The organism is Pseudoduganella guangdongensis (assembly GCF_009857475.1).
GTDB classification, from domain to species: domain Bacteria; phylum Pseudomonadota; class Gammaproteobacteria; order Burkholderiales; family Burkholderiaceae_D; genus Rugamonas; species Rugamonas guangdongensis.
Genome location: NZ_WWCJ01000001.1, coordinates 357214 through 379586, shown reverse-complemented (window position 1 = coordinate 379586; position 22373 = coordinate 357214). Strand labels below are relative to the sequence as shown.

The following is a 22373-nucleotide window of genomic DNA, read 5'->3' as shown; positions in this document are numbered from 1 at the left end:
TGTGGGAACTTAGCGAGGTTGATCACACGGCAAAATTCCGCCGATCGCGAGTGCTAGCTCATCGTCGAGAACTTCAGTTTCATCCGTATAGCCGGATGCAATGCGCCGTTGCGCCTCGGGCACCACTAGGTCCAAGGCTATTTGCTGGCGAATGAAGGCGGCCAGTACATAGTTCGAAATTTCGCCCACAGGCACCGACCAGTTGTCGCGACAACGATCAATGAGGCTCGATTCGAAGCCCGGATCAACCCAGGGGCCAACGATATCTGCAACTGTTCGTTTTTCCATTTGGTTCTACGCCATAACGCTCGAAAGTTTTCTCACCGGCTGCTTGTGGTCGGTTGTGGTCAAACGGGATAGTTTGTGTCAAAGTCGTAGCCCCGTAGGCGCAGCGTCTTTACGACCGTATCCAAGACCGCATCGTTCGCTCGTTGATGTACGAAATACCTGCCATTCTGCAAGGCTGCCATAGCATCCGGTAGAGCATACAATTTTTCGCTGAAGTTCCGAATTCCGCCTTCCAGATAATAGTTCCACTCACGCGCAACATTGTCCTTCCGAGCAAAGACGAGGTCGAATTGCTTCAACCATTTTGCAAATTGCATGGAAATCTTGTTCAGTTCCGGAAACTGAGACCTCAGCGGCGTGGCGGTGAAGCAGACCTCGGCATCGGTCCACAATATGTCACTTCGCTTTTTGGGTTTTGAAATCCACACCAACGGTGTCGTTTCCTGATTTATATGCTCAGAATCGGGCAGAGGCTCCGTAGCCATCGCACGAAAGTAGAGCCAGGTTCCATCCGGACGCTCCTTCATGGTCGTTTCATATTCAAGTGCCGCAAACCAGGTCGTGACTAATTGATAGTCCCTTTCTGAGGCTAAAAAATGATAGCTAACGGACATCCATCAACCTTCCTAAACACGACATTCAAAAAAACTCAGTATCCGTGAAGGGCAGCTCTTGGCCGACAGCGGCGTAGTCACGAAGTCTGCCACATTGCTTCAAAGTCTTGTGATGCAACTGGGCTGTACAAGGGCACAGATAGATCAAGTGGTACCAAGGCAAGTCCACCAAACTCATCCTCTGCGTGCTGTTCGCCGTAACGCAATTGCACGCCAGATTCATATTGCTCAATCTGCCGAAGCACCCTGCCTTGATCATCAACCTCGAAGTACCACCAAGAGGTTCCCCAAGCGTCATGCGCGTCACCACGCAGCTCATTCCAGTGTCGTTTAACGTACGTCGCCATATTCAAATAGATTGCATAAGGTCAGCGTCTGCAAGTGGCCGATTGTACCCAATCACGTCGCTATCCCAAAAAATGACGTTTACTTATCGCCAAATTTAGGGAAGGCACAAGGCACTAGGATCTTCTAACAGCATTCCGCACATAGCGTCTAAGCTCGGCGCGACTTCGTTGGTCGAATTACCATCAAATGAAAAATCCATGTGGACTGAAGCGCTTGATGCGTCCTCAAAGCGCAGACAATAAAGTTGCGCGGAAAGGAAACCTTCAGCGAAAGGAAGGAGCGAATACGGAAAATTTTTTGCGTCATGCAACAGGCGTTCCAGCGGCCACAATTCAAACCAGTTGCCATCAACGGTACCCCTTGGCATACCACCACAGAGGAAATATAGGAGCTCAACATCCGCAGATAAGCTGATGTGTCCCATCTTGGCAAGACTGCGAATTTCTTCTATGTCGAGTCCAGGCAATAACGGAATGCCTTGTTCTCGCCATGACAAAACTGCTCGACGTATATTGCTTATCAAAATTTATCCATTTGTTCTAGAGTTCTCAGCGTGGGACGTCTGCTTCTGGCCGAATGAAGTAAGCTCCGCAGCTCTATCGTAGCTCAAGTATCTCTCTTTCCACTTCCGCTATAAGATCACCGAGCACACGAGGCGTTGGTGCGGAAACGTACGCTGCCGCCACTTCAAAAGGGTCGAGCATCAATGCTCGCTGGCTCGGAATATTGAATTTTCCGACGACAAACCTAGCAAAGTAACGAGAATCCGAAATTTCATTCACATACCAACACCCCGCGTGCTTTTGCACGAAATACTCACCAATGTAGTAACCCATGCGCGTCACGAGCCAAGTTCTATCCTCTTCATTATCGATGGATAAATTCCCTGTCGCCTGTGATACGAAAGGTTCGAATTGGACGGCGTGGTTCAGCACTTCGTGCGACGGCTCAATTCCAATCTTTCCAATGAAATCTACAAGGCACGGCAGAAGCTCAGCGTAGAAAGCTGAAAAATCGTTCTGCCGTTTCTGGAGTAGTACGCCTTCTTCTAATGACATTCTTGCCTTTTTTTGATCCCAATCGTGTGTGTCTGGTTTTGCGTAACAGGCTCGCGTGCTTAGGCCAAATGTCGGTGCGTAAGCTCCAACCCCACCGAGGACGCCACCACAGCTGCTTTTTCTAGGAGTTTCATGCCCGATTCGGGTATCGGGAACTTCGTAACAATATCTACGACTAGGCCTTTGCCTTCAGCGTTAGGATAGGCTTCGTAGATTTGACGTGAATCTACAAACGAGAAATATGCGTTGAGCTTTGCTTGAAGGGTTTTCAAGTGTTCGCTCTCATCCGTCCAGTCCCAGGAATCCAAGACACTCAGGACTATCTTTCCGGTGCTAATGTCGGTACCAACAGCATCAACGATATCGCAGTTATCTAAACCCATTTAATAAATCTCTCAAAACTACTTCGCATGTTGCTTGGGATGACCGTTTTTGGCCGGACTGGGACGAATACTATTCTTCACGTTTTTGAAATCGATCGCCGTCCGGATCCAGATCCCGATGTTCACGCACGACGGGTAATTGGAGCTTAAACCAGAGGTCTCCCATAACTTCACCAAGTCCGCGCATATGCTCAGCTCGCTCAGTCTCTGGAAGGTTGTGAACTAGATTGCATGCATCATTCAACGCGACAGCGACACGTCCATAAATGGCCATCAGCTCTTCAGCACTATTACGATCCACTTCATTTCCCCATATTAGCAGGCAGCAATTGGCCGACTACGGAACCAAGTGATTTCAAGCTTTGGCCCATGTCAGCCCCTTGGTGGCGTGATTAGCTTCGGTTGGCGGGCTGTCGCACTCAGTGAAGCTAATGCTAGAGGCATCCAGCTCAAGTTGGTTTACGAGCTTAAACAGTGGTAGTGATTTGAGTTCATCAATAAAAGTCAGGACATCAGCCTTACTCCAGCAATCGACAACCGACTTAGCCGCATTGAGTTGAAAGAACTCAAGGGGCGGCTTGTAAGTAAGCGAGAGGCGGAGCTTATAGCCAGGGGCCCACTCCCAGAAATTCGCACCGTCAATTGGCGGGAAGCGCAAGATACGATTAATTCCGAATTCTAGAACAGAACCTCGTCCCCTATTCAGTAGCTCAAAATAGGCTACCAAGCCATCACCCTGCATTGGCCTTAGGCCATCAACTTCGGTCGATTGCCAATGTTCAGTAACAAAACGCAGTGCACCCAGCGCGTCCAAATCTTTCAGTTGCTGCCCTGCGGAACGCAACGACTGGCGCAATGACTTTTCTAGTTCAGTGGCAAGCATGCCCAGCAAATCCTAAGAGTTGAAATATTCGTCTAAATGTCCAGCATGCGCAACGGCTGCTGTTGGCCGAACACAGTCGGATACTGGTTCTACAGAAAGTCGAACAGTTCAGCCGCTTCGGCATCGGAAATGCGTTCGCTGCGCAATTGAACTCTGACACCACCTCGAAATTGCCGCCCACCGAAGCCCAGCTTACTTGTGAATAGAAGTATCACCCCGATTTGTCGGGTGTCACCAAAATCTACGATGTGATGAAAAAGCTTAGCTGTTTTATCTGCGACAGTTACTTCCACACCCTTTTGAGTCAGTTGCATCAACTCGCACGGGGAAAGTCGAGCGAGACGGTCAACTTCTTTGCTTACAAAGGCATTACATGTGATCTCGAAATCAGTTTCCATTTTCCCTCATGTTCAGGTGTCGGGTTCTGGCCGACTTCGGTCAAACCGTGGCTAATTCAAATGCACGTCTTACCTCATCTGGAACGTTGGTCCAAGTCGTTGCAGTGACCTGTAATCGCACATCTATTTCGTTTTCAATCTCTTCGAGAACATCAGAGAACCAGGTGGCACATTGATTATGGTTTTTCATATCAAACCAAAAAGCGCTTATATCGTTGTGCCACTCGACTCCTGTCACAGTGTAGTTCACTGTCTGGTACCACGGCTTACCGCTGCTCACGAGCCGAACTCTCAACATCCTGTCAGAGAACGCAACTTCAACGGTCTGTACAGCTTCTACGGTCATTTGATAGTGGGTATAAGTGGTGGTCCGTTATTGGCCGCTTATTGCCGCCCCGCCGAAGTTGCGGCTTCTTTGTAACGATCGAGTTTACCGTGGCTATGGTAATTTAAGAAGTCAGCCATCGCCGGCGTTAATTCCGTTTGCGCTGCGATATCCCAAAATCTTGCTTCGCCAAGCATTGGGATGAGCCCTTCGATTAAGCCTTGACTACAATTATGGCTTGCAGAAGTCAGCCAATGCTGCAGCAACCGGGTAACTTCTTCAATCGGGAGTTGGGATGACCTGACGAGGGAGAGCGCGTACCTATAGTTTTGAGGAAAAAGCGCTTCTATAAATCCTATGCGCTGCGGCACAGCTTGGGAACGTAGCCATCGGCGAAGCTCCGTATCAATTTTGGCGTTACCTGAACGACGTGTAAATTCCTCAGGTGTGTAACGTGGTTCATTCATTTGAATTGCAGGATCGGTGGCACCATTACATTTACCCTCGGAGAGGCCGCTCGTGGCCGTTAAGGCACGTCACAAGCTTTCATGGTTCGATGATCTGGATCGACGGCGAATGGGTTAGAGCCTCGTCAATGAACAATCGCAGCGCGACGGAGGCAATCTCCCGATTCACCAGATGGTCGACAAAATAGAATCCGTCCGATTCAACCGCGTAGTTGTAAATCTCAGCCATAGCAGAGCGCTCAATTGGGCTCGGTAACTTTCTGAGCAATGCCGACGGGTCGAAATCCATCGGCATGACAAACTTAATTTTGTACTCAATTCCCACGAACATTGATCCTTCTGATGTTTCAAAATCCGCCCGCGACGACTGGTCTTGGCCGGCCTCTGCCGGCGACTTGGCTGCCAATGCCATCCTTTATCGGGTATAACATGCCTGTAGTTTGGGCGCCAATGCGTCAAACCACGATTGCTTTTGCATTGGCAGTGCTTCGCCGCTATGAACCCGAGCGAGCCATTCGTCGAGTTGATCCTGCGGGACGCTGCTCATCGCCATACCAACGCATATGCATCTTACATTTGCAACAGCAAAATCGGTTTGTCGTGAATTGAAATTGGCTTTGATGCAGTCATTGAATAGACTACGGTCACGCCTAGCACGCGGATCGGGCCGAGTGGCTTGGTAGGCGGCCACCATGGATTGCAGATCGTCAGTGGACACACCTTCAATATCGAGTTTCCCCGGAGCGTCGTTTCTTACCAAACTCTCGCATTGTTCGAAGGAGACGTTGCCGCCCCCATCCTGACTAGGAAGCGAGGGGAATTCTGAATCGATCATCGAAGCCGCTAAAGCTATTCGAACGCCTTCAAAAACCTCGAACCGCCGGGAATCCCAGAATTGCTTGACATAGCGCGAATCGAGGCCCGCTTTTCGAAAAACGGCGTCACAACGATTTAGGGTTGCGTATACGCTGGCTCGTCCTTCCATAACACGGAGTGCGGCATTGCGGAGCTGATCATTGGGCTCGGCAGCCAACACAGAAGCTGCACAGGCCAATAATCCAACGACGAATGAAGTCTTCGAAACCGTGGCGAACTTTTGAATATTCATCTTGATGTAGCGAATTGATGCATTATTAGGCGACTGCCCGGTTATGGCCGAATGTACTTACCCCTGAATTTTCCAGGTCTGTCGCTTTGTATCAAACGCCAGAAATGGCGAACCCTGGGAGCCTTCTGGCGTAATTATCGCACTTACACCAACGGCGTTCGATGCGCCGGCCACAAACTTTAGTAGCGCCGCATGTTCGGTTTCTCCAAGGATTTCGCCAGGATCGACGTCGAGCTCAATTTCATCATCTTGGAAGAAGTGGCAGTTAACAGAAACATCATCGATCCAAATCGAAAGGCAATGGCTCGTATCAATGCGACGAAACACTTCCCCCAATCCAGGGAAAGCTGCGTCTTCTCCATCAGCCTTATAAGTAAGTCTGTATGCAGACGCATATTGAATGAACCGTTCCCATCCGTGAATATCAACACCGGTGAGATAAACGTCTCGAAGGGAGCCGTCTCGCTCCCAGAGTTCTGGCAATTGGGTGATGCTCGGTTGGCTCATCGCAAAATAAGAGGTGATAGATCTCGGTTCGACTGGCGGAACGGCAGCTGCTGGCCGAACTCCGTCAGCGCTTTAAGGTCAAAGCTCACTGGCGGACGAAGGCAACCTGAGGAGCGCATGGTCGGGCGCTTCCTACTTGAATTTCATATGCACGCAATCCGAGTTTGCACGAAGTATATCCACAATGAGCGGCCAGATCGCCTTCTCGTGACGCTCACTAACTCTGAAATCCAGGGTCCTCGAACAATGCTCCGATCCCAAGATCACCATTTCGTAAGGGACTTTGTCCGGCCAAGATAGGTAATCATTCAAAGCATCCAGGTGCCCATTCCATTTGCCCCCGACAGATTCAATGAAGCCCTTGTTGAATTTGTCGATTAGATCTTCGAACGATTGAACATCACGGCAGTCAATTACATACATCGCTCTGCATCCCAAGGGGTGTATATCGCAAATTGGCAATATAACATCAGCGCATGCGAAATAACATCGGCAGGCCATCGACCAGGAACCTAGATCGAGTTATGGTCGTTGGCACCAGGTGTCCGCAAGTGGCCGTTGCCGCCTACGCCTTAACTTGTTCGATAAACGGTGTCCAAAGCGTGCGGCATGGAGGTCGTCTGGCTGATTAATGGGATGGTTATTGAATTATGGTTCTTTGGGGCCCAAGGATGCAACATGTCGCTTGAGCGCCTCTGCAAACATATCCTCTGGAAAAGCCAACTCACTTGGCGGGTCTGTTCGCCAGCTCTGCCGGTCAACAGAATAACATTCCACCGCATACTCCAAGGCTTCAGAAAGCGTGAGAAAGAAACTATCGCCCTCAATATCTTGTTTCTGATAGTCGAAATACCTCACCAGAAGGCAAGATGTGTCACCTACTAAACCTCCGCATGGTTCAATCGAAATTGCATCTAAACAAAAACTTCCAATGTCGGGTAAGACGATAGGTATAACTGTTGACACTAGTCGCATGCGGAAGATTAGGTTGTCCAACGGTTTTGCATTTCAAATTGGCAAAATAACATGGATGACCGCAGTTGGCCGTACGTGGTCAAGGCTGAACAGTGTGCTCGTAGGAATGCCACCGCCGCACTATTGTCCGAGCTTTGTGACGGAGTTCCTGCGAGAGCTTTTCCGCAGTCGCGATCACGTTAAGGAACTCCACCAGTTCAGCATCTATGGGCGCCCCTTGCTCAATCCATTCAACGGCCAAGCCTTGCCAATAACCGGCCAAGGTATCAGCGGGCCAGCTCAGTCCAGCAAGAATAACATCACGTGCGCTGGCATCATCCGCGCAGTAATCTGCAAACGGTGTTTGAAGTCGCACAACTAGCGCACGCTGGTCCATATCAGTTTCCAATACCTTCGATTAAATCAAGGTCCGCACTTGGCCGAGTTCAGCCCAATTTAGGCCACCGAAGTGGTTAGAATGCAGCGGGTTCTCACCTGCTTCTTGAACTTAGTATATCGGACACGTCTCGCCAGTTGATGAACGGCGGTAGTTCATTCCCACCAAGAAATGCGGTGAATACTTCCGCAATTTCTGTATGGTTAAACCATTCATCCGATTGCAAAGCAATCTCGCCGGCCCCGAATACTAGTCGAGTCCCATCTGGATAGTTGGAGTTTTTCTCCAGCTTGAATCCACGAAAATGGCGGCCCGTAGCCGCATCACGACGCTCCAGCATACAGGTAATGCCGCCACCTGCGACTTGCAAATAATTTCCGTGAACGTCGCTTAATGAAGCGAACGAATTCGGACCAAAGCTTTTAAGACGCGCTATGGCGTTTCTTACCTGCGTCTCATTCGGAGCGAGGATTGGGGACTTCATCTCGACTTCTAGTTTCATAAAATTCGTTGTTCAGCTTTTGGCCGTTTGCTTCGTTAGAAATCGAGTAGCAAGCCCGACTTCCCTTTGAAAATGACTTCCAGAGTGCCTTTGATCTCTTCAACAGTCTGACTGTCAGGGGCGAACTCTATTGCGTATTCGAGATGACCATCCATTGCCCTTGCGGCTAAATCGTTCAGCTTCATCAGAAGTCCGGTCCGAGAAAGCGTCACATTTAGCTCTTTGCAGCGATAGTTGAGCTGGTCGGACACCATGACTTCAATGTCGTTGGAATCCAGTGAACGAGAAAGGGAAAACCAGTAAGCGGTTTCCGCGTCACGCATCCAGATGTGCGCCATATCTTCAAATTCTTCATCGGCTGCTGAAGCGAACACAATGCCGCGTAGTTTCATGGTCACCAGGGTTTTCAAAATCGGTTCAATGAGATGTCTGCTTGTGGCCGTTTTCGGTCGTCAGCGGATTCGGAAATTCGTTATGCAGCCAGGACCGAACGTAAAGTTCGCCACTGCCTGGCTTTGTCTGCGTAACTCAAGGTATGTGCTGGGCTACTTGATGGCAGTTCCACGATACTGTAACCAGTAGCTGTCGCGCCCAACACTTTAAGTCCCAGTCGCCCAGCCGTCCCACCATTAAATGCAATCGCCTTGATCTGGGAATGGCGCGCAAGCAAACCGAGCAGGTCGTTGTCGTTGCGCTGTTTGATCTGGCTGTCCAGGCTCCCTTTTCGATGCGCCTCCGCAACCACGTCCCACAAGCCTACGCCGTGCGCCAGCAATGCTTCCAACCTCGATGCATAGTCGAGGGGAACGAGCTCCACGCCGATCACCTCTGACATAAGAAGCCAGAACTTGTTCTGGCGATTGCCGTAGTACTCCTGCACGGCCAGCGATTTGTCGCCGGGCAGGCTGCCCAGTACGAGCAGCCGGGTGCGGTGGTCCACCACGGGATCGAAACAGCGCTTCAACGTCATGGCTTAACGGCGGGGATCTCGTCGAGGCTGCGGTAGACCAGCAGGCCGAGCTGCTGCGCCAGCGCTACCATCGCGTCGGCGCCGACGGAAGCGCCGCCTACGCGCAACACGGCGTCGCAGTGCGCCAGCAGGCGCTCGCAATGGGGATGGAAAATCTGTTCGTACACGGCGTCGCCCACCTTCTGCGAGCCGGCGGCGTGCAGCACGGGCAGCGCCAGCCATTCGCCCAGCACAGGCGTGTGGCCGCGTTCATACAGCGGCAGCACGTACGCTTCCATCGCTGCCACATTGGCGGCCATGCGGCCAGGGTCGTCGCCGGTGCCGGAGCGGTATGGGCCGGCAATCAGGATCAGCATGCTGCGCGGCGGCAGCACATGCAGGTGCAGGTACTGCAACAGCATGATGGTCTTGCCGTCCATGATTTCGCCGCTGGCGGTCATGGCCAGGGCCTGGTCGGCGTCGAGCTCGATGACTTCGATATCCTCGCCTTCATGTTCCAGCCCGCCGCCGCTGCCGACCTGGGAGTCGGCGTCGTACTCGCCGACGAAGAAGTGCAGCCGCTCGGTGACGGAGCCGGGGCTCATGAACACGTCGAACACTTGCTGCAATTTGGCGACCTTGTGGCCGGTTTCCTCTTCCAGTTCGGCGTGCATGCGCTCTTCGGGATGGGCGTCATCCAGCATGCCGGCCGGGGCTTCGATCAGGTAGCCGTCGTGCTGGTTGACGTAGGCCGGAAAGCGGAACTGGCGCGTCAGCAGCACGGTGCGGCGGGCGCGGTTGTACAGCAAGGCAACCGCGCCGTTGCCACGGTCGTATGTTTCGCGCGTCATGGTTTGCCAGCGGCCATCGCGCCGGCGCAGGTCGAAGGTGGTCTTTTTCAGGACATACCAATCGTCCGACAGCAGTTGCACTGTCTTGACGCGGACATACTCTTGCATGGTGTGCTCAGTTGTGGATGTACTTGGTGAAGACATCGCTGAAGTCACGCTTGGTGTGCGTGTCCAGGATGGCCGTGTTGACAGCTGCCAGCAGTTCGCCGAACTGTCCGGCAACGCTGCTGCCAGGCTGCACGCCGTTCAGTTTATACATGGAGGCGGTGGCGTCCAGCGCGCGCACGGCGTTCTCGCGGCCGATGGCGTCCTTGTGCTGTTGCTTGCCGATCGAGATCAGCGCCTTGTAAATGTCTTTCAGCTGCTCGATATGGGATTTCTTGACGTCGATGCTGAACAAGGTGTCGCCGGCGCTGAACTTGAGTTCCACGTCCATATCCAGGGTGCCGGCGGTTTCGATGCTGACGTTGCCGATATAGGAGGAGCTGTAGTCGTAGCGCTTGATCGAGCGCTTGGACGACACCGCGGAGTCGCCGTCCACGTGGACGATGGCCAAGTTGGTGAAGCAGTATTCGTCCTTCTTGCTCTTGATCAGGAAGAAGATCTGCTCGCCGTCTTCCGAGAACAGGTAATCGTCCGCATCGACCTTGTCGTAATCGTTCGGCGAAACAATCACGCCGATATCGCTGATACCCAGGGCCTCTGCGGCCAGTCTCTTAAACATGTCTTGTCTCCTTCGGCAACCGGCCGGGACGGGGTGCAATGTGCCCGGCAAGATTAGCATTTATGCAAATGTGCGTCCATACCGATCGCGTGTAGAATCGAACGGTAGTGCTATACAAATAATCACACGGAGACCGACATAATGCCTGATGCACGTGCCATCGATACCCTGCTGGCCAAATACAGCGAAAGCCATCTCGACCCGACCAACGAGGCGATCCATTGCGCCTGCGTGCCGTTGATCGTGTTCAGCCTGCTGGGCCTGATCTGGGCCATCCATCCGCTGCTGGCCCTGGCCGGCGCTGCGGCGTCCATGGTCTACTACTTTAAGCTGTCGCGCAATTTCGCGCTGGGCATGCTGCTGATGGCGGCGTTCATGCTGGCGGTGCTGGCCGCCCTGCCGCCGGGCGCGGTACTGCCGCTCAGCATTGTGATCTTTGTGCTGTCCTGGATCGGCCAGTTCATCGGCCACAAGATCGAGGGCAAGAAGCCTTCGTTTTTCGATGATTTGCGCTTCCTGCTGATCGGGCCGTTATTCGTGCTGGGGGTGCTGTACCGCCGCCTGAAGCTGGCTTACTGAGGGACCGGGGCGGCGCCCTGCGCTGCCCTAAAGAAACACTTATACTGGCGGGATGCCTTCTCCCTTTCTCTTTGTCGTTGCCTGCCTGATCTGGGGTTCCACTTTCTGGGCCATCACCTTGCAACTGGGCCACGTCGCCCCGACCGTTTCCATCGTTTATCGCTTTGCCATGGCGTCCAGCGTGCTGTTTGCCTGGTGCCTGCTGCGCGGGGACAAGCTGCGCCTGCCCTGGGCGGCGCAGCGCTGGACGATCCTGCAAGGCTGCTGCAGCTTTGGCCTGAGCTATATCGGCACGTATTTTGCGGAGCAGTATGTGGTGTCGGCCCTGGTGGCGGTGCTGTTCGCCCTGATGGTGTTCTGGAACCCGATCCTGAGCCGCTTTGCCTTCGGCACGCCGCTGACCTGGCGCACCTGGGCCGCTGGCAGCGTGGCGGTGGGCGGCGTGATCTTGCTGTTCTACCATGCAATTGCCGAGTCGCTGCGCGATGTGCTGGCAGGCGGCGAGGGGCATTTCATCCTCGGCCTGTCCCTGGCCCTGGGTGCGACGATTGCGAGCACGGTGGGCAATACCCTGGTGGTCAAAGTGCGCCAGCAGGAATCGAATGTGCTGCTGAGCATGGCGTGGGGCATGTTGTGGGGTACCTTGCTGGTGGCCCTGTTTGCCGTGGTGCGCGGCGATGCCTTTGCGTTGCCGAGCTCGGTTTCGTATTGGGGCGGGCTGATCTACCTGTCGCTGTTCGGCTCGGTGATCGCGTTTGCCTGCTATTTCACGCTGATTGACCGTATCGGCACGCAAAAGGCGGTATATATCGGCGTCGTGACGCCTGTGCTGTCAGTGCTGATGAGCATTCAGCTGGAGAATTTCCGTCCCGGCTGGATGGAGGTGGCGGGCATGGTGCTGTGCATTGCCAGCGTGGCCTGGGCGTTGCAAGCCCCTTCCCTGCCGGCGCGTCCGGCTGTTGTTGAACCTGAACCTTTAGAGAAAGCAGTATGAGCAATTTGATTATCCGCCCTGCCCGTCCGGATGACGTGGCGGCCATCATGGCCATGATCCGCGAACTGGCCGTTTTCGAGAAACTGGAACACCTGGTGGTGGCTGACGAGGCCATGCTGCTGGAGGAAATGTTCGGCAGCAAGCCCGGCGTGGAGGGCATCGTGGGGGAGGAGGCGGGCGAGGTGGTGAGCTATGCCCTGTTCTTCCATAACTTCTCCACCTTCCTGTGCAAGAAGGGTTTGTACCTGGAAGACTTGTACGTGAAGCAGGATCGCCGTGGCGCGGGCTTTGGCAAGCAGATGCTGGCGGCGCTGGCGAAAATTGCGGTGGAGCGCGAGTGCGGACGCTTTGAGTGGTCGGTGCTGGATTGGAATGTGAATGCCATCAAGTTCTACGAACAGATGGGGGCGGATGTGCTGCCGGATTGGCGCGTGTGCCGTGTCACCGGGCCGGCCTTGCAGGCGTTGGCGGACGCCTGACCCGCTCGGGCAAAAAAAATCCCTCGCGGCTCGTGTGTGATCGGGCGAGGGACTAGAAACCCAGGTGTCAGTTGGGGAGGGGAGATGAATCGACGGTTTCAATATAGTCCCGCTCTCCCACCCTTGCGTGGTCACTTACAAATTTTTACCGACAGGCTAGATCTCCTTACATTTGATGTAGCGCAATAGGTGCTGCCGGGAAATTTGCAGAATAGATAGTCCCGCTACTTTGCCGGAGACTGATCATGTTGAAAGCCGTTCATCGGGCGTACCTGCATTTCCTGCTGGGCCACTACCTGCGGGAGCTACAGGTGCGGGCGGCGCAGCGCGCGAACGATGCGTTGGCGGAGCAGTTGCTTACGCACGAAGCCGAGCAGGTGCGCGTGCGGCTGCAGATGCTTTGAATCCCCTCTCCATCCATTCGAACAGCCCTTGCGTGAGCAGGGCGAGGACGGCTGCCGGCAGTGCGCCGGCCAGCATCAGGGTGTTGTCGTTCAGGGCGAGGCCGGTGGTGATGCGTTCGCCGTAGCCGCCGGCGCCGATGAAGGCGGCGATGGTGGCGGTGCCGACGCTCATGACGGCGGCGGTCTTGATGCCGGCCAGGATAGTTGGCGCGGCCAGCGGCAGTTCGACGTAGCGCAGGCTTTGCGCGCGGCGCAGGCCGAGGGCTTGGGCGGCTTGCTTTTGGCCTGCGGGGATGCCGCTCAGGCCGGTGCAGGTGTTGCGGACGATGGGGAGCAGCGCGTACACAAACAGGGCGCACAGGGCGGGCAATGTGCCGATGCTGCCCAGTAGCGGGATCAGGATTGCCAGCAGGGCGAGCGAGGGGATGGTTTGCAGGATGCCGGCGACGGCCATCACGGGTTCGCGCCAGGCCGGGCGATGGGCGGCGAGGATGCCGAGGGGGATGGCGATCAGGCTGGCCAGTGCGACGGACAACGCAACCAGGAGGATGTGTTGACGGGTCAGCGGCCAGAAGTCGTCTGCAAACATGCGCTGCCAGAGGCTGGGGCTTGCCTGCGTGGCGGCGGCTTCCGATCGTGGCGTAGCGCCGGCGGAGGATGCAACGTCTGCACTGGTGGCGGACGGGGCGGCCGCTGCTTGCGCGGAGGTCGCCGGGTGCGCGATGCCGGCGGTGGGCTGCGGGATAGCAGTGACGGAATGCGCGGCAGAATCGGACGGTTGCGGGGCGGCGCCGGGACGCGTGGCGATGGCAGCTGGCGGGTGGCGGGTGAGCCACTCGTGGGCGATGGTGGCGAAGGGTTGGCGCCGCAGCTCGGCGGCGGCGTTCATGGCGATCATGTCGGGGGCGCTGATGCGGCCTTCCAGCCCGCGGATGGCTTGCCAGGCTGCGGGGAAGCGCTGGGCAGCGTCCAGCCGGTACAGCAGCACGGCGTCGTAGCGCGGGAAGTAGCCTTGGTCGTCTCCCAGCACGCGCAGGCCGTATTGGCTGATCTTGGCATCGGTGGCGTAGATGTCGATCACGTCCACCTGCTTGCGCGCCAGCGCTTCGTAGGCGATGCCGTGATCGAGGCCGCGCGGCGTACTACGGATGCCGTAGCGCTGTGCAAGCCCTGGCCAGCCGTCCGCGCGGCCGATGAATTCGTGCGACAGGCCATAGCGCAGCCCGCGCTGGGCGGCCAACTCGCTCAGGCGCTGCGGGCCGCCGCCATCGCCGCGCACCGCCAGCGCGTAGGTATTGTTGAAGCCGAGCGGCACGGCAACGCCCAGCCCCTGCGCGGCCAGTTCGCGCTGCATCTGTTCGATGGATGCGGGTCGGGCGTGCTTCAGGATTTCCAGGCTGATGGTGCCGGTGTATTCGGGATAGACGTCGATGCTGCCCGACTTCAGCGCGGCCAGCACGATGGCCGTATTGCCCAAGCCCTGCTTGTGCTCCACCCGTGCATGCGGCGCGGCGGTTTGCGCGAGCAGTTCGCCCAGGATGTAGGACTCGGTGAAGCGCTTGGAACCGACGCGCAGCACAGCATCCGCGTGGGCCGCCGAGGCGAGAAACACGGCCAGCGCCGCCAGGGCCAGGAAGGCGGTGGCGGCGCGGCGCAGCAAATCAGGCGCCTGCGCCCGGGAGCGGCGCAATGCCGACGACCGGATCGCGCCACACGCCGCGATTCACCACGGCGACGCAAGGATTAAAGCCGAAGGCATAGGACAAATCGGCCGGACGCGCAATCTGCCACAGCGCGAAATCGGCCCGCTTGCCCACTTCCAGCGTGCCGACCTCGCCCTGCAGGCCCAGCGCGCGCGCGGCGTGGACGGTGCAGCCGGCCAGCGCTTCGAGCGGCGTCAGGCGCCACAAGGTACACACCATATTCATGGCCAGCAGCAGGGACGTCATCGGCGATGTGCCGGGATTATTGTCGGTGGCAACCGCCATCGGTACCCCGGCCGCGCGCAAGGCGGCCACCGGCGGCGGCGTGGTGTCGCGCAGGAAGTAGTAAGCGCCCGGCAGCAGCACCGCCACCGTGCCCGCGCCAGCCATGGCGGCAATGCCGTCCGCCGTCAGATGTTCCAGGTGGTCGGCCGACAGGCCTTTGTAGCGCGCCACCAGCGCCGCGCCGCCCTGGTCGGACAATTGCTCCGCGTGCAGCTTGACCGGCAAGCCATGCGCGCGCGCGGCGGCAAAGATGCGCTCCGTCTGCGCTGCGCTGAAGCCGATGCGCTCGCAGAAGGCATCCACCGCATCCACCAGTCCATCACCCGCCAGCGCCGGGATCATGGCGATCACCGCGTCCACGTAATCGTCGGCGCGGTCTTTGAATTCAGGCGGCAAGGCATGCGCGCCGAGGAAGGTGGTGGCCACCGAAACCGGCATCACCTCGCCCACGCGGCGCGCCACGCGCAGCATCTTGGCCTCGGACTCCAGCGACAGGCCGTAGCCGGACTTGATCTCCAGCGTGGTCACGCCCTCCGCCAGCAGCGCCGCGATGCGCGGCAAGGACTGGCGCAGCAACTCCTCGTCGGAAGCGGCGCGGGTCGCGCGCACGGTCGACATGATGCCGCCGCCGGCGCGCGCGATATCCTCGTAGGTGGCGCCGTTCAGGCGCGCCTCGAATTCGTCGCTGCGGTTGCCGGCGTGGACCACGTGCGTATGGCAATCAATCAGGCCCGGGGTCAGCCAGCAGCCGCCGGCATCATGCTCCAGCTCCGCGCTGCCCGCCGCCGCCGCATCCTCGCGGCGGCCGATCCAGGCGATGCGGCCGTTGTCGACCGCGATCGCCGCATCGCGGATCTCGCCATAGCCCTCGCCCACCATGGTGGCCAGGTGCACGTTGGTGATCAACAGATCCCACTCTACTGCCATGTTTTTACTCTTCGTTCGGGAAAATATCGACAATGAACACGGTGGCATGGCCCGCTTCCAGCGTCCACACATCATCTTTGTCCAGCACCACCGCATCATAGCGCACCAGCGAAATGCGCTCACTGGCGCTGGCCAGGTTCAGGCTCTCGCCTTCCGCCAGGAATACCACGGTGGTCGGGCTGCGCCGCTCCAGGGTGGAAAAGTCGCGCACCACGCGCCGTTCCAGCTGATGGTTGCAAATGGAACGCCGCGTCATCACGTTGAAATCGGTGGTCGGCGCCCCCTCCACCGTGGCGCTGACCACGCTCTCGCCCGGGAAGGCGATCACCGGCTCGCGCTCGGACAAGGCCACGCGCCGCTCATTGCCCACATCCAGCACCACGCCGCCGCCCTCGACCAGGGTCAGGGTGCGGTCGATGCCGGGGAAGACGGAGAACGGGCCACTGTGCGCGATGGTGGCCAGCGAAATGCGCCATTCGAACGCGTCAAAGCTGGCGCCGGGCGGCATGACGCACAGTTCCGTGGTGCTGCCGCCGCCGTTCTTCCAGGGCGTGGTGTGCAGGCTTGCATACTGGATGATTTGGGTCATGCTCGTAGCTCGCGCAGTTCGGCCAGTGTCTTTTTGAAACGCGCGGTGATGGCCTGTTGCGCCGCGTGCTCCCGGCCGCGCACCACCCAGTGGCCGCCGACCATCACATCCCTGACAAGATTATCATTTCCGCTGAAAACGAAGCACCCCAATACGTCGGCGGCGTCGATTCCATCAAGATTAGGGTGGTCATCATCCAACACTATCAGGTCGGCGCGCTTGCCGGCGGCCAGTGCGCCCACCGGACGGCCCGCCGCCTGCGCCCCGCCTTGCAAGGCGGCCTGCCACAGGAAGTCGCCCACGCGGCGCTCGCTGCCCGAGACGGCGATATTGCGGCGCTGGTGCAACAGGCGCTGGCCGTATTCCAGCCAGCGCAGCTCCTCCACCGCGCTCTGCGAGACATGGCTGTCGCTGCCCACGCCGATCCGGCCGCCCTGCTCCAGGAAGCTTTCAAGCGGGAACAGGCCGTCGCCCAGGTTGGCCTCGGTGGTCGGGCACAGCCCCGCCACGGCGCCGCTTTGGGCAATGGCCGTGACTTCGTCCGGCGTCAGGTGCGTGGCGTGCACCAGGCACCAGCGCGCATCGACTGGCAACTGCTGGTACAGGTACTGCACCGGGCGCTTGCCGCTGAAATCGAGCGACTGCTGCACTTCGCCCTGCTGCTCGGCGATGTGGATGTGCACCGGGCGCGCTTTGGGCAAATGCGCCAGCACTTCCTTGATCTGCGCCACGGAGGCGGCGCGCAGCGAATGCGGCGCCACGCCCACTTCCACCTGCGCGTCGCGCAGGGGTTCCAGTTCGCCGATGATCTTCAGCACGTCGCGCGCATCGGTGCGGAAGCGCGCCTGCTCCGGCTTCAAAGGCTGCTCGCCAAAGCCGGCGTAGGAGTACAGCACAGGCAGCATGGTGATGCCGATGCCGGTCTGGCGCGCGGCGGCAATCACGCGCTGCGCCGTTTCCGACGCCTGCGGGTACATGCTGCCGTCTGGCGCGCGCTGCACGTAATGGAATTCGCACATCGAGGTGTAGCCGTGGCGCAGGCACTCGGAATACAGCTGGGCGGCGATGGCCTCCATCTGCTCCGGCGTGATATTGCGCGCAAAGCGGTACATCAGGTCGCGCCAGGTCCAGAAACTGTCCTTGGCCTCGCCCGCGAACTCGGTCAGCCCGCCCAACGCGCGCTGGAAGGCGTGCGAATGCAGGTTGACCATGCCCGGCATGACCAGGCGCGCGCTCGGCAGGCCGGGCGCCGCCACGGCATCGGCTTGCACGGCGCTGAAGTTGCCGCGCTCGTCCCATTGCAGCAGAACGTTCTTGCGCCAGCCTTCCGGCAACAGCGCGTGGTGTGCGAACAGGGCCTTCATTTGCGCACCCAGTCCGCAGCGGCCTGCACCAGCTGGCGCAGCAGCGGCTGTACGTCGGCCGCCAGGTCTGCGCGATAGCCGAAGGGCGCCGTCTCGTCCATATAGGTGGACTGGCACATCTCCAGCTGGATCGCATGCACGCCCTGCTCCGGCTTGCCGTAGAAGCGCGTGATGTGGCCGCCCTTGAAGCGGCCGTTGACGGCCACCGTGTAGCGCTCGTCGCGCCGCGCCACGCCGGCAATCGCTTCGGTCATGGCGGCATCGCAGCTGGCGCCGTCGGCGCTACCAAAATTCAGGTCGGGCAGCTTGCCTTCGAAGAAACGCGGCACGATGGAGGCGATGGAGTGGGCGTCCCACAGCACCACCTTGCGGTGGATCGACAGCAAACGGTCCAGCTCCGCGCGCAATTGCGCGTGGTAAGGCTGCCAGTAGGCGGCCAGGCGGCGCTGCACCTCGGCCTGGTCGGGCTGGCGGCCTTCCAGATAGAGCGGCTCGCGGTGGAAGGTGTCCAGCGGGCACAGGCCCGTGGTGTCCTGGCCCGGATACAAGTTGGTGTTTTCCGGCGGACGATTCAGGTCGATCACATAGCGCGACCAGCGCGCCGACAGCGTGGACGCGCCGAGCGCGCCCAGGAAGTCGTACAGCTTGACCAGGTGCCAGTCGGTGTCGGCCTTTTCGGTCGCCGCCGGCGCCATGCCGGCGGCGATATCGTCCGGGATGTCGGTGCCCACGTGGGGCATCGACACCAGCAAGGGAATACTGCCTGCGTTGAAGCGGTAATCCATGTAACCCTCCTTACGGATGCAGGGCGCTGAACAAGCTCTTGCAGGTGGCGCTCAGCTCACCGTTCACCACCATTTGCTTGGCTGCCTCGATGTCTGGCGCAAAGAAGCGGTCGGCGTCGAAGAATGGTACCTTGGAACGCAGCTGGGCGTGCACATGCTCCAGTTGCGCCGAGGTTTTCAGCGGACGGTGGAAGTCGATGCCCTGGGCAGCGGCCAGCAGTTCAATGCCGAGGATGACCGCGGTATTCTGCGCCATATCGTGCAGGCGGCGCGCGCCGTAGGTGGCCATCGAGACGTGGTCTTCCTGGTTGGCCGAGGTCGGAATGGTGTCGACCGAGGCCGGATGCGCGATCGACTTGTTCTCCGACGCCAGCGCGGCAGCGGTGACGTGGGCGATCATGAAGCCGGAGTTCACGCCCGGGTCGCGCACCAGGAACGGCGGCAGGCCGGACAAGGTGGCGTCGATCAGCAGCGAAATGCGGCGCTCGGAGATGGAACCGATTTCCGCAATCGCCAGCGCCAGGGTGTCGGCGGCGAAGGCCACCGGCTCGGCGTGGAAGTTACCGCCCGAAACCACGACAGGACCGTCGGCGTTCTGGAAGATCAGCGGGTTGTCGGTGACGGCATTGGCCTCGATCAGCAGGGTGCGGCCGGCGTTGGCGATGATGTCCCAGCAGGCGCCCATCACTTGCGGCTGGCAGCGCAGGCAGTACGGGTCCTGCACGCGCTCGTCGCCCACCAGGTGCGAAGCGCGGATCGCGCTGCCCGACACCAGTTCGCGGTAGATGCCGGCGGCGGCGATCTGACCCGGCTGGCCGCGCACTTCGTGGATGCGCGCGTCAAACGGCGAATCCGAACCCTTAGCCGCGTCCAGCGACAGGGAGCCGGTGACCATGCCCGCTTCCAGCAGGCGCTCGGCCATGAACAGGCCGTGCAGCGCCAGCGCGGTGGAAGCCTGGGTGCCGTTGATCAGCGCCAGGCCCTCTTTCGCGGCCAGCACCACAGGGGCGATGCCGGCGGCTTTCAGCGCGACGGCCGCTGGCACCAGCTCGCCCTTCACGCGCACGTCGCCCACGCCCAGGATGGCCAGGGTCATGTGCGACAGCGGCGCCAGGTCGCCGGAGGCGCCGACCGAACCTTTGGCCGGGATGGCAGGCATGATGCCGGCGTTGTACAGCGCGATCAGGGTATCGATCACGATCGGACGGATGCCGGAGAAACCGCGCGCCAGCGAGCTCAGTTTGGTCAGCATCAGCAGGCGCACGACTTCGTCGGACATCAGCTCGCCGGTGCCCACCGAGTGCGACAGGATCAGGTTGCGCTGCAGTTGTTCCAGCTTATCGTCCGGGATGCGGGTCTTGGCCAGCAGGCCGAAACCGGTGTTGATGCCGTAGGCGGCGTCGCCCTTGGCGACGATGTCCTGCACGGCTTTGCAGGAGGCTTCCACGGCGGCGTAGGCTTCTTTCGCCAGCGCGATCGGGGTGTGGGCGGTCCACACGGCGCGCAGGTCGGTCAGGGTCAGTTTGCCAGGATTCAGGGTCAGTTGGGTCATAGTTTCGCTTCTCGTATTCGTTTGCTTTTCAAACCGGTAAACCGGTGCCTGACCCACAGGGTCAGGCACCATGTACGCGGCGGCCGCAGGGCAAGTGCCGGTTTTACTTAATCATCGGCAGGTTCAGGTGGTTACGCTTGGCGCATTCAATGGCGCTCTCGTAGCCGGCATCCGCATGGCGCATCACGCCCGAACCGCAGTCGTTGACCAGCACGCGCGCCAGGCGCTTGGCAGCGGCTTCGGTGCCGTCGGCCACAATCACCACGCCCGAGTGCTGCGAGTAACCCATGCCCACGCCGCCGCCGTGGTGCAGCGACACCCAGGTCGCGCCACCGGCAGTATTCAGCATAGCATTCAGCAGCGGCCAATCGGACACCGCATCGGTACCGTCGCGCATGCCTTCGGTTTCACGGTTGGGCGACGCCACCGAACCGGTATCCAGGTGATCGCGGCCGATCACGATCGGCGCCTTCAGTTCACCGTTCTTCACCATCTCATTGAAGGCCAGGCCGGCGATATGGCGCTCGCCCAGGCCCAGCCAGCAGATCCGCGCCGGCAGGCCCTGGAAGGCGATGCGCTCGCGCGCCATGTCCAGCCAGCGATGCACGTTGGCGTGGTGCGGGAACAGCTCCTTGATCTTGGCATCGGTCTTGTAGATATCCTCCGGATCGCCCGACAGCGCCACCCAGCGGAACGGGCCACGGCCCTCGCAGAATTGCGGACGGATGTAAGCCGGCACAAAGCCCGGGAAATCAAACGCGTTCTTCACGCCCTTGTCGAACGCCACCTGGCGGATATTGTTGCCGTAGTCGACCACCTTGGCGCCCAGCGCCTGGAAGTCCAGCATCGCCTGCACGTGCACCGCGCAGGAAGCCGCCGCCGCATCCACCAGCTTGGCATGCTGCGCCGCGTCGGCCTGCGCCGCCTTCCACTGCGCCACGCTCCAGCCTTGCGGCAGGTAGCCGTTCACCAGGTCGTGCGCGGAGGTCTGGTCGGTCACCAGGTCCGGCATGATGCCGCCGGCCTTGGCGCGCTTCACCAGCTCCGGCAGCACATCGGCCGCATTGCCCAGCAGGCCGATGGAGATCGCATCGCCGCGCTCGGTATGGAATTTCACCAGCTCCAGCGCCTCGTCGATGTTGGCGGCCTGCTTGTCCAGGTACTTGGTGCGCAGGCGGAAATCGATCGACGACTGCTGGCACTCGATATTCAGCGACACCGCGCCGGCGAAAGTCGCCGCCAGCGGCTGCGCTCCGCCCATGCCGCCCAGGCCGGCGGTCAGCACGAAGCGGCCTTTCAGGTCGCCGCCAAAGTGCTGGCGGCCCGCCTCGGCGAAGGTTTCATAGGTGCCCTGCACGATGCCTTGGGTACCGATGTAAATCCAGGAACCGGCGGTCATCTGGCCGTACATGAACAAGCCCTGGCGGTCCAGCTCATTGAAATGCTCCCAGGTGCCCCACTTCGGCACCAGGTTCGAGTTGGCCAGCAGCACGCGCGGCGCATCCTCATGGGTCTGGAACACGCCGACCGGCTTGCCGGACTGGATCAAGAGGGTTTCGTTAGCTTCCAGCTTTTTCAGGGAAGCGAGGATCTGGTCATAGCACTCCCAGTTGCGCGCCGCGCGGCCGATGCCGCCGTACACCACCAGGTGCTTGGGATTCTCCGCCACTTCCTTATCCAGGTTGTTCTGGATCATGCGGAAAGCGGCTTCGGCGCCCCAGGTCTTGCAGCTCATCTCCGTACCGCGCGGGGCGCGGATATCACGGGTGGCGTCGTAACGGGGATCGTTGTCCAGGTGCTGGGTGCTCATGTCATCTCCTCAAGTTGGTGATAGCAGGCCTGCACAGGCCCGCGCATTTTCACAGCTTAAGTTGTATAGACAACTGAGTCAATAAAAAATTCGGGGTCAGGTCTGGCAATCGGACAAAAGATGCCCAAGGGCATCTTTTGTCCGAT

At 58.9% G+C, this 22373-nt stretch carries 30 protein-coding genes; 4 read left to right on the top strand and 26 right to left on the bottom strand.

The features are described from left to right. Positions 1-9: 9 nt before the first annotated feature. The 19 genes from GTP41_RS01850 to GTP41_RS01760 all read right to left on the bottom strand — a co-directional run bounded on the left by GTP41_RS01850 (position 10) and on the right by GTP41_RS01760 (position 10756). A complete protein-coding gene (locus GTP41_RS01850) occupies positions 10-288 on the bottom strand; it encodes a hypothetical protein (protein ID WP_161023837.1) in 279 nt (92 codons plus the stop codon). Between the two features lie 59 nt (positions 289-347). Beyond that, positions 348-902, bottom strand: coding sequence for a hypothetical protein (locus tag GTP41_RS01845; protein ID WP_161023836.1), 555 nt, complete (start codon positions 900-902; stop codon positions 348-350). 442 nt (positions 903-1344) lie between these two features. After that, the gene (locus GTP41_RS01840; RefSeq protein WP_161023835.1) at positions 1345-1746 is read right to left on the bottom strand and encodes a hypothetical protein; all 402 of its coding nucleotides are present in this window, start codon (positions 1744-1746) and stop codon (positions 1345-1347) included. Positions 1747-1846: 100 nt separating this feature from the next. Continuing rightward, positions 1847-2308 (bottom strand): hypothetical protein, encoded by a 462-nt coding sequence (locus GTP41_RS01835; protein ID WP_161023834.1) that lies wholly within the window; start codon positions 2306-2308, stop codon positions 1847-1849. A gap of 59 nt (positions 2309-2367) precedes the next feature. After that, complete coding sequence (locus tag GTP41_RS01830; RefSeq protein ID WP_161023833.1) at positions 2368-2691, bottom strand: DUF6572 domain-containing protein; 324 nt, start codon at positions 2689-2691, stop codon at positions 2368-2370. A 70-nt stretch (positions 2692-2761) separates the two neighbouring features. Next, positions 2762-2992 (bottom strand): hypothetical protein, encoded by a 231-nt coding sequence (locus tag GTP41_RS01825; RefSeq protein ID WP_161023832.1) that lies wholly within the window; start codon positions 2990-2992, stop codon positions 2762-2764. Between the two features lie 54 nt (positions 2993-3046). Next, positions 3047-3574: a hypothetical protein gene (locus GTP41_RS01820; RefSeq protein WP_161023831.1), complete on the bottom strand. Its 528-nt coding sequence runs from the start codon at positions 3572-3574 to the stop codon at positions 3047-3049. Positions 3575-3663: 89 nt separating this feature from the next. Next, on the bottom strand, positions 3664-3972 hold the full coding sequence (locus GTP41_RS01815; RefSeq protein ID WP_161023830.1) for a hypothetical protein: 309 nt from the start codon (positions 3970-3972) through the stop codon (positions 3664-3666). A gap of 40 nt (positions 3973-4012) precedes the next feature. Further along, the gene (locus tag GTP41_RS01810) at positions 4013-4252 is read right to left on the bottom strand and encodes a hypothetical protein (protein WP_161023829.1); all 240 of its coding nucleotides are present in this window, start codon (positions 4250-4252) and stop codon (positions 4013-4015) included. Positions 4253-4356: 104 nt separating this feature from the next. Next, a complete protein-coding gene (locus GTP41_RS01805; protein WP_161023828.1) occupies positions 4357-4764 on the bottom strand; it encodes a hypothetical protein in 408 nt (135 codons plus the stop codon). Between the two features lie 79 nt (positions 4765-4843). Then, entirely contained in the window at positions 4844-5176 is a 333-nt protein-coding gene (locus tag GTP41_RS01800) for a hypothetical protein (protein WP_229502699.1), read from the bottom strand. Positions 5177-5179: 3 nt separating this feature from the next. Beyond that, positions 5180-5872 (bottom strand): hypothetical protein, encoded by a 693-nt coding sequence (locus GTP41_RS01795; RefSeq protein WP_161023827.1) that lies wholly within the window; start codon positions 5870-5872, stop codon positions 5180-5182. A 57-nt stretch (positions 5873-5929) separates the two neighbouring features. Continuing rightward, positions 5930-6379, bottom strand: coding sequence for a hypothetical protein (locus GTP41_RS01790; protein ID WP_161023826.1), 450 nt, complete (start codon positions 6377-6379; stop codon positions 5930-5932). A 1054-nt stretch (positions 6380-7433) separates the two neighbouring features. Beyond that, a complete protein-coding gene (locus tag GTP41_RS01785) occupies positions 7434-7730 on the bottom strand; it encodes a hypothetical protein (RefSeq protein WP_161023825.1) in 297 nt (98 codons plus the stop codon). Between the two features lie 94 nt (positions 7731-7824). Further along, on the bottom strand, positions 7825-8214 hold the full coding sequence (locus tag GTP41_RS01780; RefSeq protein WP_200953808.1) for a hypothetical protein: 390 nt from the start codon (positions 8212-8214) through the stop codon (positions 7825-7827). Positions 8215-8267: 53 nt separating this feature from the next. Continuing rightward, the gene (locus GTP41_RS01775; protein WP_161023824.1) at positions 8268-8642 is read right to left on the bottom strand and encodes a hypothetical protein; all 375 of its coding nucleotides are present in this window, start codon (positions 8640-8642) and stop codon (positions 8268-8270) included. A 62-nt stretch (positions 8643-8704) separates the two neighbouring features. Beyond that, complete coding sequence (locus GTP41_RS01770; RefSeq protein ID WP_161023823.1) at positions 8705-9202, bottom strand: DNA-deoxyinosine glycosylase; 498 nt, start codon at positions 9200-9202, stop codon at positions 8705-8707. After that, positions 9199-10140 carry an NUDIX domain-containing protein gene (locus tag GTP41_RS27760; RefSeq protein WP_161023822.1) on the bottom strand — a complete coding sequence of 314 codons (942 nt, stop codon included), beginning with the start codon at positions 10138-10140 and terminating at the stop codon, positions 9199-9201. Before GTP41_RS27760 ends, GTP41_RS01770 begins: the two co-directional genes overlap by 4 nt. 7 nt (positions 10141-10147) lie before the next feature. Further along, positions 10148-10756: a PH domain-containing protein gene (locus GTP41_RS01760; RefSeq protein ID WP_161023821.1), complete on the bottom strand. Its 609-nt coding sequence runs from the start codon at positions 10754-10756 to the stop codon at positions 10148-10150. Positions 10757-10897: 141 nt separating this feature from the next. On the opposite strand from GTP41_RS01760, the gene GTP41_RS01755 reads away from it, so the two are divergent. The 4 genes from GTP41_RS01755 to GTP41_RS27010 all read left to right on the top strand — a co-directional run bounded on the left by GTP41_RS01755 (position 10898) and on the right by GTP41_RS27010 (position 13212). Further along, the gene (locus GTP41_RS01755; protein WP_161023820.1) at positions 10898-11335 is read left to right on the top strand and encodes an Mpo1 family 2-hydroxy fatty acid dioxygenase; all 438 of its coding nucleotides are present in this window, start codon (positions 10898-10900) and stop codon (positions 11333-11335) included. 52 nt (positions 11336-11387) lie between these two features. After that, on the top strand, positions 11388-12329 hold the full coding sequence (locus tag GTP41_RS01750; protein WP_161023819.1) for a DMT family transporter: 942 nt from the start codon (positions 11388-11390) through the stop codon (positions 12327-12329). Beyond that, entirely contained in the window at positions 12326-12808 is a 483-nt protein-coding gene (locus GTP41_RS01745) for a GNAT family N-acetyltransferase (protein WP_161023818.1), read from the top strand. The genes GTP41_RS01750 and GTP41_RS01745 overlap by 4 nt, the downstream gene beginning before the upstream one ends. A 245-nt stretch (positions 12809-13053) precedes the next feature. Continuing rightward, the gene (locus GTP41_RS27010) at positions 13054-13212 is read left to right on the top strand and encodes a hypothetical protein (RefSeq protein ID WP_202419570.1); all 159 of its coding nucleotides are present in this window, start codon (positions 13054-13056) and stop codon (positions 13210-13212) included. Here GTP41_RS27010 and GTP41_RS01740 read toward each other — a convergent pair. The 7 genes from GTP41_RS01740 to hutU form a co-directional block, all read right to left on the bottom strand. After that, positions 13166-14872 (bottom strand): glycine betaine ABC transporter substrate-binding protein, encoded by a 1707-nt coding sequence (locus tag GTP41_RS01740; protein ID WP_371867242.1) that lies wholly within the window; start codon positions 14870-14872, stop codon positions 13166-13168. The genes GTP41_RS27010 and GTP41_RS01740 overlap by 47 nt on opposite strands. 1 nt (position 14873) lies before the next feature. Next, entirely contained in the window at positions 14874-16127 is a 1254-nt protein-coding gene (hutI, locus tag GTP41_RS01735) for an imidazolonepropionase (RefSeq protein ID WP_161023817.1), read from the bottom strand. Positions 16128-16131: 4 nt separating this feature from the next. Then, positions 16132-16716 (bottom strand): HutD/Ves family protein, encoded by a 585-nt coding sequence (locus GTP41_RS01730; protein WP_161023816.1) that lies wholly within the window; start codon positions 16714-16716, stop codon positions 16132-16134. Then, entirely contained in the window at positions 16713-18080 is a 1368-nt protein-coding gene (locus GTP41_RS01725) for a formimidoylglutamate deiminase (protein WP_161023815.1), read from the bottom strand. Before GTP41_RS01725 ends, GTP41_RS01730 begins: the two co-directional genes overlap by 4 nt. Continuing rightward, entirely contained in the window at positions 18077-18865 is a 789-nt protein-coding gene (gene hutG / locus GTP41_RS01720; protein ID WP_161023814.1) for an N-formylglutamate deformylase, read from the bottom strand. Before hutG ends, GTP41_RS01725 begins: the two co-directional genes overlap by 4 nt. Before the next feature lie 10 nt (positions 18866-18875). Then, positions 18876-20417 carry a histidine ammonia-lyase gene (gene hutH, locus GTP41_RS01715; protein WP_161023813.1) on the bottom strand — a complete coding sequence of 514 codons (1542 nt, stop codon included), beginning with the start codon at positions 20415-20417 and terminating at the stop codon, positions 18876-18878. Between the two features lie 103 nt (positions 20418-20520). Further along, positions 20521-22227, bottom strand: a complete 1707-nt coding sequence (hutU, locus tag GTP41_RS01710; protein WP_161023812.1) for a urocanate hydratase — start codon at positions 22225-22227, stop codon at positions 20521-20523. Between the last annotated feature and the right edge of the window lie 146 nt (positions 22228-22373).

Bases quoted from the DNA above. Each gene is read 5' to 3' on its own strand.
- GTP41_RS27760 (WP_161023822.1), bottom strand. From the start codon at position 10,140: ATGCAAGAGTATGTCCGCGTCAAGACAGTGCAACTGCTGTCGGACGAT.
- GTP41_RS01770 (WP_161023823.1), bottom strand. From the start codon at position 9,202: ATGACGTTGAAGCGCTGTTTCGATCCCGTGGTGGACCACCGCACCCGG.
- GTP41_RS27010 (WP_202419570.1), top strand. From the start codon at position 13,054: ATGTTGAAAGCCGTTCATCGGGCGTACCTGCATTTCCTGCTGGGCCAC.
- GTP41_RS01795 (WP_161023827.1), bottom strand. From the start codon at position 5,872: ATGAATATTCAAAAGTTCGCCACGGTTTCGAAGACTTCATTCGTCGTT.
- GTP41_RS01845 (WP_161023836.1), bottom strand. From the start codon at position 902: ATGTCCGTTAGCTATCATTTTTTAGCCTCAGAAAGGGACTATCAATTA.
- GTP41_RS01835 (WP_161023834.1), bottom strand. From the start codon at position 2,308: ATGTCATTAGAAGAAGGCGTACTACTCCAGAAACGGCAGAACGATTTT.
- hutI (WP_161023817.1), bottom strand. From the start codon at position 16,127: ATGGCAGTAGAGTGGGATCTGTTGATCACCAACGTGCACCTGGCCACC.
- hutU (WP_161023812.1), bottom strand. From the start codon at position 22,227: ATGAGCACCCAGCACCTGGACAACGATCCCCGTTACGACGCCACCCGT.
- GTP41_RS01790 (WP_161023826.1), bottom strand. From the start codon at position 6,379: ATGAGCCAACCGAGCATCACCCAATTGCCAGAACTCTGGGAGCGAGAC.
- GTP41_RS01815 (WP_161023830.1), bottom strand. From the start codon at position 3,972: ATGGAAACTGATTTCGAGATCACATGTAATGCCTTTGTAAGCAAAGAA.
- GTP41_RS01755 (WP_161023820.1), top strand. From the start codon at position 10,898: ATGCCTGATGCACGTGCCATCGATACCCTGCTGGCCAAATACAGCGAA.
- GTP41_RS01780 (WP_200953808.1), bottom strand. From the start codon at position 8,214: ATGAAGTCCCCAATCCTCGCTCCGAATGAGACGCAGGTAAGAAACGCC.
- hutG (WP_161023814.1), bottom strand. From the start codon at position 18,865: ATGGATTACCGCTTCAACGCAGGCAGTATTCCCTTGCTGGTGTCGATG.
- GTP41_RS01800 (WP_229502699.1), bottom strand. From the start codon at position 5,176: ATGGCATTGGCAGCCAAGTCGCCGGCAGAGGCCGGCCAAGACCAGTCG.
- GTP41_RS01805 (WP_161023828.1), bottom strand. From the start codon at position 4,764: ATGAATGAACCACGTTACACACCTGAGGAATTTACACGTCGTTCAGGT.
- GTP41_RS01820 (WP_161023831.1), bottom strand. From the start codon at position 3,574: ATGCTTGCCACTGAACTAGAAAAGTCATTGCGCCAGTCGTTGCGTTCC.
- GTP41_RS01760 (WP_161023821.1), bottom strand. From the start codon at position 10,756: ATGTTTAAGAGACTGGCCGCAGAGGCCCTGGGTATCAGCGATATCGGC.
- GTP41_RS01850 (WP_161023837.1), bottom strand. From the start codon at position 288: ATGGAAAAACGAACAGTTGCAGATATCGTTGGCCCCTGGGTTGATCCG.
- GTP41_RS01750 (WP_161023819.1), top strand. From the start codon at position 11,388: ATGCCTTCTCCCTTTCTCTTTGTCGTTGCCTGCCTGATCTGGGGTTCC.
- GTP41_RS01830 (WP_161023833.1), bottom strand. From the start codon at position 2,691: ATGGGTTTAGATAACTGCGATATCGTTGATGCTGTTGGTACCGACATT.
- hutH (WP_161023813.1), bottom strand. From the start codon at position 20,417: ATGACCCAACTGACCCTGAATCCTGGCAAACTGACCCTGACCGACCTG.
- GTP41_RS01725 (WP_161023815.1), bottom strand. From the start codon at position 18,080: ATGAAGGCCCTGTTCGCACACCACGCGCTGTTGCCGGAAGGCTGGCGC.
- GTP41_RS01785 (WP_161023825.1), bottom strand. From the start codon at position 7,730: ATGGACCAGCGTGCGCTAGTTGTGCGACTTCAAACACCGTTTGCAGAT.
- GTP41_RS01730 (WP_161023816.1), bottom strand. From the start codon at position 16,716: ATGACCCAAATCATCCAGTATGCAAGCCTGCACACCACGCCCTGGAAG.
- GTP41_RS01745 (WP_161023818.1), top strand. From the start codon at position 12,326: ATGAGCAATTTGATTATCCGCCCTGCCCGTCCGGATGACGTGGCGGCC.